Source organism: Pseudomonas sp. RIT-To-2 (assembly GCF_029623465.1).
In the GTDB taxonomy this organism is placed as follows: domain Bacteria; phylum Pseudomonadota; class Gammaproteobacteria; order Pseudomonadales; family Pseudomonadaceae; genus Aquipseudomonas; species Aquipseudomonas silvicola.
Window position 1 is genome coordinate 148839 of sequence record NZ_JAPYKM010000013.1, and the last position, 7366, is coordinate 156204.

A 7366-nucleotide genomic window follows, 5' to 3' on the forward strand; every position below is an offset into this window, starting at 1 on the left:
AACATGAGTACCGAACCGCTGCACGCCCAGATCGACTGGGACGACCTGGGCCGCCCGACGTCGCGCCACTATGGCGACGTGTATTTCGCCGCCTCGGGCTTGGAAGAAACCCGCCATGTGTTCATCGACCAGAACGACCTGACGGCGCGCTTCGGCGCCTTGGCCGACGGGCAGCGGCTGGTCATCGGCGAGACCGGCTTCGGTACCGGGCTGAATTTCTTCTGCGCCTGGCAGTTGTTCGCCGAACACGCCACACCGGGCGCACGCCTGCATTTCATCAGCGTGGAAAAGTACCCCCTGAGCCACGCCGACCTCACCCGCGCCCTGGCCCTGTGGCCAGCGCTGGCGCCTTACACTCAGCCACTGCTGGCCCAATACGTGGGTATTCACCAGGGTTTCCAGCGCCTGGTGTTCGACGGCGGCCGTGTCACCCTGACGCTGCTGATCGGCGATGTGCTGGAGCAGTTGCCACAACTGGACGCCCAGGTGGATGCCTGGTTCCTGGATGGCTTCGCCCCGGCCAAGAACCCTGAAATGTGGACCCCTGAACTGTTCGCCGAACTGGCCCGCCTGGCCGCGCCGGGTTCCACCCTGGGCACCTTCACCAGCACCGGCTGGGTGCGCCGCGGGTTGATCGCGGTGGGATACAAGATGAAGCGCATCCCCGGTATCGGCAAGAAGTGGGAAGTGCTGCGCGGTGTGTTCGAGGGGCCGGTGTCGGCACCCGCCCTGGCCAAGCCCTGGTTCGCCCGCCCCCCTCGCCCCGAGGGCGAGCGCCATGCCCTGGTGGTCGGCGCCGGCCTGGCCGGTTGCGCCACCGCCGCCAGCCTGGCCGCCCGGGGCTGGCGCGTCAGCCTGCTGGAGCGCCACGACGCCGTGGCCCGGGAAGCGTCCGGCAACCCCCAAGGCGTGCTTTACCTGAAACTTTCGGCCCATGGGACGGCGCTGTCGCAGTTGATCCTCAGCGGTTTTGGCCACACCCGCCGGCTGCTGGAACAGTTGCAGCGTGGCCGCGACTGGGACGCCTGCGGCGTCCTGCAACTGGCCTTCGACGACAAGGAAGGCCAGCGCCAGGCGCAACTGGCCGACGCCTTCGACCCGCAACTGCTGCAGGTGCTGGACCGCGAGGCCGCTCAGGCAGTGGCGGGTGTGAAGCTGCCCAGCGGTGGCCTGTATTTCCCGGAAGGCGGCTGGGTACACCCACCCGCTTTGTGCCAATGGCAGGCTGGGCAGCGCGGCGTGCACGTGCAGCCCCACCACGAGGTACTGCACCTGCGCCGCGTCGACGGCCAGTGGCAGGCCTGGGACGGCGAACGCTTGCTGGCGAGCGCCCCCGTGGCCGTACTGTGCACGGCGGCCCAGGTACGCGACTTTGATGAAACGGCCACCCTGCCGCTCAAGCGCATCCGCGGCCAGATCACCGCCCTGCCACGCACGGACAGCAGCGCCAGCCTGGCCACCGTGGTATGCGCCGAAGGCTACGTAGCCCCCGCCCGCCTGGGCGAACACACCCTGGGTGCCAGTTTCGATTTCCACAGCGACGACCTTACCCCGACCGTGGCCGAGCACCAGGGCAACCTGGCCATGCTCGATGAAATCTCCACCGACCTGGCCGAGCGCCTGGGCACCCATGGCCTGCCGGCGGAACACCTGCAGGGCCGCGCCGCGTTCCGTTGCACCAGCCCGGACTACCTGCCCATCGTCGGGCCGGTGGCCGAGCGCGAGGCGTTTCTGCAGGCCTACGCCATACTCAGCCGCGACGCCCGCCAGGTACCGGACGTGGCGTGCCCTTGGCTTGAGGGCTTATACGTGAACAGCGGGCATGGCTCGCGTGGGTTGATCACTGCGCCGTTGAGCGGGGAGCTGGTGGCGGCCTGGCTGGACGGCGAGGCGTTGCCCTTGCCGCGTGCGGTGGCGGAAGCTTGCCACCCGAATCGGTTTTGGGTGAGGGGGTTGGTGAAGAACAAGGGGTAGGGCCGTCAGGTACAGGGCGTTGGGATTTTGCTGCGCTCGAGATCGAGCGCCACACCCCCATGCAAGGCACCGGGTGGCCTTCACACAATTATTTGGCATGCATTAATTTGCCTTCGCCTGCGCTCGGACAAAACAATACCCCCATGCTGACCATCACCCACCTGCAAAAATCCTACCCCACCCCCCAAGGTCCACTTCCGGTTCTGGCCGGGGTAGACCTGCAGCTTGCCCAGGGCCAGAGCCTGGCGCTGATGGGCGAGTCGGGCAGCGGCAAGAGCACCCTGCTGCACCTGGTGGCCGGGCTGGACCGGGCCGACAGCGGCCGCATCGAGGTCAACGGCCAGGCGCTGGAACACTTGAACGAGGGCCAACTGGCCGCCTGGCGGCGCCATGGCGTCGGCTTGATCTTTCAACAATTCAACCTCATCAGCAGCCTGAACGTAGCCGATAACCTGGCCTTTCAGGCCCGCCTGGCCGGGCGCCACGACCCGGCCTGGCATGCCGAACTGGCCGAGCGCCTGGGCCTGACTGCCCTCCTGGCACGCTACCCCGAACAACTGTCCGGCGGCCAACAGCAACGCGTGGCACTGGGGCGCGCGCTGGCGCCACGGCCGCCGCTGTTGCTGGCCGACGAACCCACCGGCAACCTGGACGAACGCACCAGCACCCAGGTGCTGGACCTGTTGCTGCAATTACAGGCCGACAGTGGATGCAGCCTGCTGATGGTCACCCACAGCCCGGCCATCGCCGCCCGCCTGCAGCGCAAGGTGGTGCTGCAGGCCGGCCGCGTGAGGGCCGACTGAGTTGGCCAGCTTGTGGTGGACCCTCACCGCCCTGCTCAGCCACTGGCGCAGGCACCCCCTGCAACTGGCAAGCGTGCTGGCGGGCCTGTGGCTGGCCACTACCTTGCTGATCGGCGTGCAGGCCCTCAACGGTCAGGCCCGCCATAGCTATGCCCTGGCCAGTGAGCTGATTGGTGGCCGCCCCCAGACCAGCCTCGCCCCGGAAAAAGGCGAATACCTGCCGCAGTCGCTGTTCGTCGACCTGCGGCGCCGCGGCTGGCCAGTGTCGCCTCTGCTGCAAGGGCGCCTGGACCTCAACGGCCAACGTTTGACCGTGACCGGCATCGACCCGCTGACCCTGCCGACAAACACCGCGCTGGGCGGCCAGGTACCCACTGAGTCAGACCTCTATCGCTTCATCGGCGCCCCGGGCGTAACCTGGGTAGCACGCCAGACCCTGCACAGCCTGGGGCTTGGCGACGGTGACAGCGCCGATGCACGGCTACCGCCCCTGCAGGGTCGTGACGACATGGCCCCCGGGGTACTGATGATGGACATCAGCCATGCCCAGGCCGTGCTCGGTGCGCCCGAGCGATTGTCACGCCTGCTGCTGCCGGAGGACTTCCAGCGCGCAGTGCCGGACGACCTGGCCGGGCAGTTGCGACGCCAGCACAGTGACCCTGGGCAGGACATGAACCGCCTGACCGAAGCCCTGCATTTGAACCTGGCGGCGCTGGGCCTGCTGGCGTTCGTGGTCGGTCTGTTCATTGCCCAAGCGGCCATCGGGCTGGCCCTGGAACAACGCCGGGCCCTGATGCGCACCTTGCGCGCCTGTGGTGTGGGCGTGCGCCTGTTGGTCGTCGCCCTGCTTCTGGAACTGACCGTTCTGGCCCTGCTGGGCGCTATGGCCGGGGTGGCCAGTGGCTACGGCCTGGCAAGTGCGTTGCTGCCCGACGTCGCGGCCAGCCTGCGCGGCCTGTATGGCGCCGAGGTCGGCAACCAGCTCAGCCTGAGCCCGCAATGGTGGCTGGGGGCCGTTGCGTTGAGCCTGACCGGTGCGCTGCTGGCCTGCGGGCATACCTTGTGGCGAGCGGCGCGCCTGCCACTGCTGGCATTGGCCAGTCATCAGGCCTGGCAAGGGGCTCACCGCCAAGGCTTGCGGCGACAGGGTGCGGCGGCTGGTTTACTGGGCATACTGGCCCTGGCCTTGGCAGGCGGGGGGGACAGCCTTGCCGCGGGCTTCGCCCTGCTGGCCTGCCTGTTGCTGGCCGCCGCGCTGGCGCTGCCGGTGCTGCTCGAGGGCCTGCTGGCCGGCCTGGCCCGCTTGCCAACGGGCAGTGCCGTCGGCCAGTGGTTTCTGGCCGACTGCCGTCAGCAACTGCCTGCACTGAGCCTGGCGCTGATGGCGCTGCTGTTGGCCATGGCCACCAACATCGGTGCTTCGAGCATGACCCAAGGCTTTCGCCAGACCTTCAACCACTGGCTTGAACAACGCCTGGTCGCCGAGCTCTATGTGCGCCCCGCCGACGCCGCGCAAACAGCCCAGGTCCAGGCCTGGCTGCGACAGCGGCCCGATGTGCAGGCCGTGCTGCCCGAGCGCGAGCAGGACGTTGCGCTCAAAGGCTGGCCCGTGCAGGTGCATGGCATTATCGACAATGCGCTCTACCGTGAGCATTGGCCCTTGCTGGAGCAAGCCACAGGCAACCCGTGGGACCGGTTATTCCACGGCGACAGCCTGATGCTCAGCGAACAACTGGCTCGGCGGCTGAAGGTCGGCATCGGCGACACCGTGGAACTGCCCGAAGCAGGCCCGTTGACCGTGGTGGGCATTTACGCCGACTACGGCAACCCCAAGGGCCATGTGCTGCTTGACGCGGCCCGCTGGCAACGGCTGTGGCCGGCCCAGCCACCGACGCGTCTGGCACTGCGCCTGCCGCCCACGGCGGTACCTGCCTTGAAGCGTGACCTGCAGGCAGCTTTCGCCCTGGGCGATGAGCGCCTGGTGGACCAGGGCCAGCTCAAGCAATGGGCGCGGCAGGTATTTGACCGCACCTTCAGCGCCACCAATGCCCTGGACACGCTGACCCTGGCGGTGGCTGCCGTGGCGCTGTTCATCAGCCTGCTGACCCAGAGTGACAACCGCCTCGCCCAGTTGGCTCCCTTATGGGCGCTGGGCATGCGCCGCCGCCACCTGATCATGCTCAACCTGGCCCAGACCTGGCTGCTGAGCCTGTTGACGCTGCTGCTGGCGCTCCCTTTGGGCGTACTGCTGGCCTGGTGCCTGGTAGCAGTGGTGAATGTACAGGCATTCGGTTGGCGGCTGCCGCTACAGGTGTTCCCCGCCCAACTGGTGCAACTGCTGGGTTGGGCGATGCTGGCCACGGTATTGGCGTCGGTCTGGCCCATGGTGCGTTTGCTGCGCAGCCAACCGACGGACCTGTTGAGAGTGTTTGCCGATGAACGTTAGAAAACAGGGTTCGTGCCTTGCACTGTTGTGCCTGCTACTGACCGCCTGCGACGCCCCGCCCCCTCCAACAGGCTTCGCCGGGCTGGGAAGCCAGGTCGAGGGGTTTGCCCCAGTGACGCCGGGCGCCCCGCTGATCTTTCCCCGCGACCATGGCGCCCACCCCGACTACCGCATCGAATGGTGGTACGTGACGGCCAACCTCAGCGCTGGCGATGGTCGTTCGTTCGGCGCCCAGTGGACCCTGTTTCGCAGTGCCCTGGCGCCCGGCGCCGAAGCCCCTGGCTGGAGCCACAAAACCCTGTGGCTCGGCCACGCCGCCCTGACCGGCGAACACTGGCAGCACAGCGCCCAGACCCTGGCCCGCGGTGGTATCGGCCAAGCGGGGGTACAAGCGCAGCCGTTTGCCGCCTGGATAGACGACTGGCGCCTGGACAGCCTTGCGCCGTCAACTGCCAACCTGGGCACGCTGCGGGTCACCGCCCGCGGCGCCGACTTCAGTTACGAATTGGACCTGCACACCGATCGCCCCCTGGTGCTGCAAGGCTTGCAGGGCTACAGCCGAAAATCGCAGCAGGGCCAGGCCTCCTGGTATTACAGCCAGCCGTTTTACCAGGTCAGTGGCCAGGTCCGTACCCCGGACGGCCACTGGCAGGTGAACGGCCAGGCGTGGCTGGACCACGAGTGGAGCAGCCAGCCGCTGGCGGCGAACCAACAGGGATGGGACTGGTTCTCCCTGCACCTGGACAATGGCGCCCAGGTGATGCTGTTCCGCCTGCGTCAGCAGGGAGGTGCCGATTTTGTCAGTGGCAGTTGGACCGATGCCGATGGCCGCAGTGAGCCACTGGCCAGCAACCAGGTGCAACTTCGCCCCTTGGCCACCCATGCCACGCTTGAACAGCACCGCGCGCCGACGCAATGGCAAGTCACCATTCCCACGCACGGGCTGGATGTGCGCCTCGATGCGCTGAACAGCGGCGCCTGGATGAACATTACCCCGCCTTACTGGGAGGGTCCGGTGCGGATGTCCGGCAGCCATGCCGGCCAGGGTTACCTGGAAATGACGGGGTATTGAACCCTTATATCAGCCCGTACTGGGTGGCCTTGACCACCGCGGACAATTTATTGCAGGCGCCGAGCTTCTCGATGCAGCGTGCAATATGGAAATTGACCGTTCTCTGGCTGACCGCCAGCGCAATGGCGACCAACTCCGAGGTCATCCCCATCGAGGCACATTTCAACACTTCCAATTCCCGGCTGGACAAGTGAGGCTGGATGACAGCGTGGAGTTCGGCTTGCCGTGAGGCATGTTCGCAACGATAGGCCAATGCCTCATGAACCAGGTTCGTCAACCACATGAAGTCAGCCACGTTGTCGTAGAACTCTGCCCCCGCTACATCCCCCTCACCACGGCACAGGCTGATCAATGTATTAAAGCCATGCAGCCCTTGAACCATCCGTGTCACACCATGGCGCACGCCATGAGCCTGGCAGTGTTGCCAGACTTCGGGGTTGGCGCTGAACAGCGCTTCACTCCATACGAAGGGAAGTTGGGTGCGCTGTACTTTTTCCAACAAGGGCTCGATTAATGTACGGGAATTATCCCGATACAACTGATTAAAGGCAGCGGGATAATTGTGGTGTTGAAAACACGTCAACCCACCCCTCGCCCGATCAACCAGCACCACCACTTCACAATATTCAAAACCCAGATTTCTCGCGCCCCAGACCAACGCGTCAAAGATTTCTCCATCATCCTGGGCGGAGGAAAAGCGTTCCAGCGCTTGCGCTATCCACTGCATGATAGGACCTGTCTGACTTGTTTTTTTGGATCCAGATAAACACAGACGAATTTAGTCCAGCCAAACATTCGCTGCAAATAACTAATCGCGATTGCCCAACGCTGGCAAAAACTCCAGGTAAAACAGACGTTCGATTAAAGTCATTGCGTGAAGTAGCCGTATGGAATTATTTGATGGAATGAACTTCTGGAGCGTTTCTGTATCCGCAGGCAGTAGCCGTTTGCTTATTACCGATTGTTATGAAACTCCTGCGGCGCCTGCCGGTCAGTTCCATAAGCGCGCCCTATCCACGGCGCCCTCCCCAACGGAAAACCGGTAAGGAATTATGTGCGGATTAGCAGGTG

General features: G+C 65.4%; 5 protein-coding genes. 4 read left to right on the forward strand and 1 reads right to left on the reverse strand.

The window, feature by feature from the left end:
• Positions 1-3 precede the first annotated feature (3 nt).
• The 4 genes from mnmC (at position 4) to QBK88_RS14410 (ending at position 6295) form a co-directional block, all read left to right on the forward strand.
• Entirely contained in the window at positions 4-1974 is a 1971-nt protein-coding gene (gene mnmC, locus QBK88_RS14395) for a bifunctional tRNA (5-methylaminomethyl-2-thiouridine)(34)-methyltransferase MnmD/FAD-dependent 5-carboxymethylaminomethyl-2-thiouridine(34) oxidoreductase MnmC (RefSeq protein WP_277962505.1), read from the forward strand.
• A gap of 143 nt (positions 1975-2117) precedes the next feature.
• The gene (locus QBK88_RS14400; RefSeq protein ID WP_277962506.1) at positions 2118-2777 is read left to right on the forward strand and encodes an ABC transporter ATP-binding protein; all 660 of its coding nucleotides are present in this window, start codon (positions 2118-2120) and stop codon (positions 2775-2777) included.
• Position 2778: 1 nt separating this feature from the next.
• The gene (locus tag QBK88_RS14405; RefSeq protein WP_277962507.1) at positions 2779-5223 is read left to right on the forward strand and encodes an FtsX-like permease family protein; all 2445 of its coding nucleotides are present in this window, start codon (positions 2779-2781) and stop codon (positions 5221-5223) included.
• Positions 5213-6295 (forward strand): lipocalin-like domain-containing protein, encoded by a 1083-nt coding sequence (locus QBK88_RS14410; RefSeq protein WP_277962508.1) that lies wholly within the window; start codon positions 5213-5215, stop codon positions 6293-6295. The genes QBK88_RS14405 and QBK88_RS14410 overlap by 11 nt, the downstream gene beginning before the upstream one ends.
• 4 nt (positions 6296-6299) lie before the next feature.
• Here the strand turns inward: QBK88_RS14410 and QBK88_RS14415 are convergent, their stop codons facing one another.
• The gene (locus QBK88_RS14415; RefSeq protein WP_277962509.1) at positions 6300-7022 is read right to left on the reverse strand and encodes an autoinducer binding domain-containing protein; all 723 of its coding nucleotides are present in this window, start codon (positions 7020-7022) and stop codon (positions 6300-6302) included.
• Positions 7023-7366: the final 344 nt, after the last annotated feature.

Excerpts from the sequence above, each read along its gene's own strand:
- mnmC (WP_277962505.1), top strand. The coding sequence starts at position 4 with ATGAGTACCGAACCGCTGCACGCCCAGATCGACTGGGACGACCTGGGC.
- QBK88_RS14400 (WP_277962506.1), top strand. The coding sequence starts at position 2,118 with ATGCTGACCATCACCCACCTGCAAAAATCCTACCCCACCCCCCAAGGT.
- QBK88_RS14410 (WP_277962508.1), top strand. The coding sequence starts at position 5,213 with ATGAACGTTAGAAAACAGGGTTCGTGCCTTGCACTGTTGTGCCTGCTA.
- QBK88_RS14415 (WP_277962509.1), bottom strand. The coding sequence starts at position 7,022 with ATGCAGTGGATAGCGCAAGCGCTGGAACGCTTTTCCTCCGCCCAGGAT.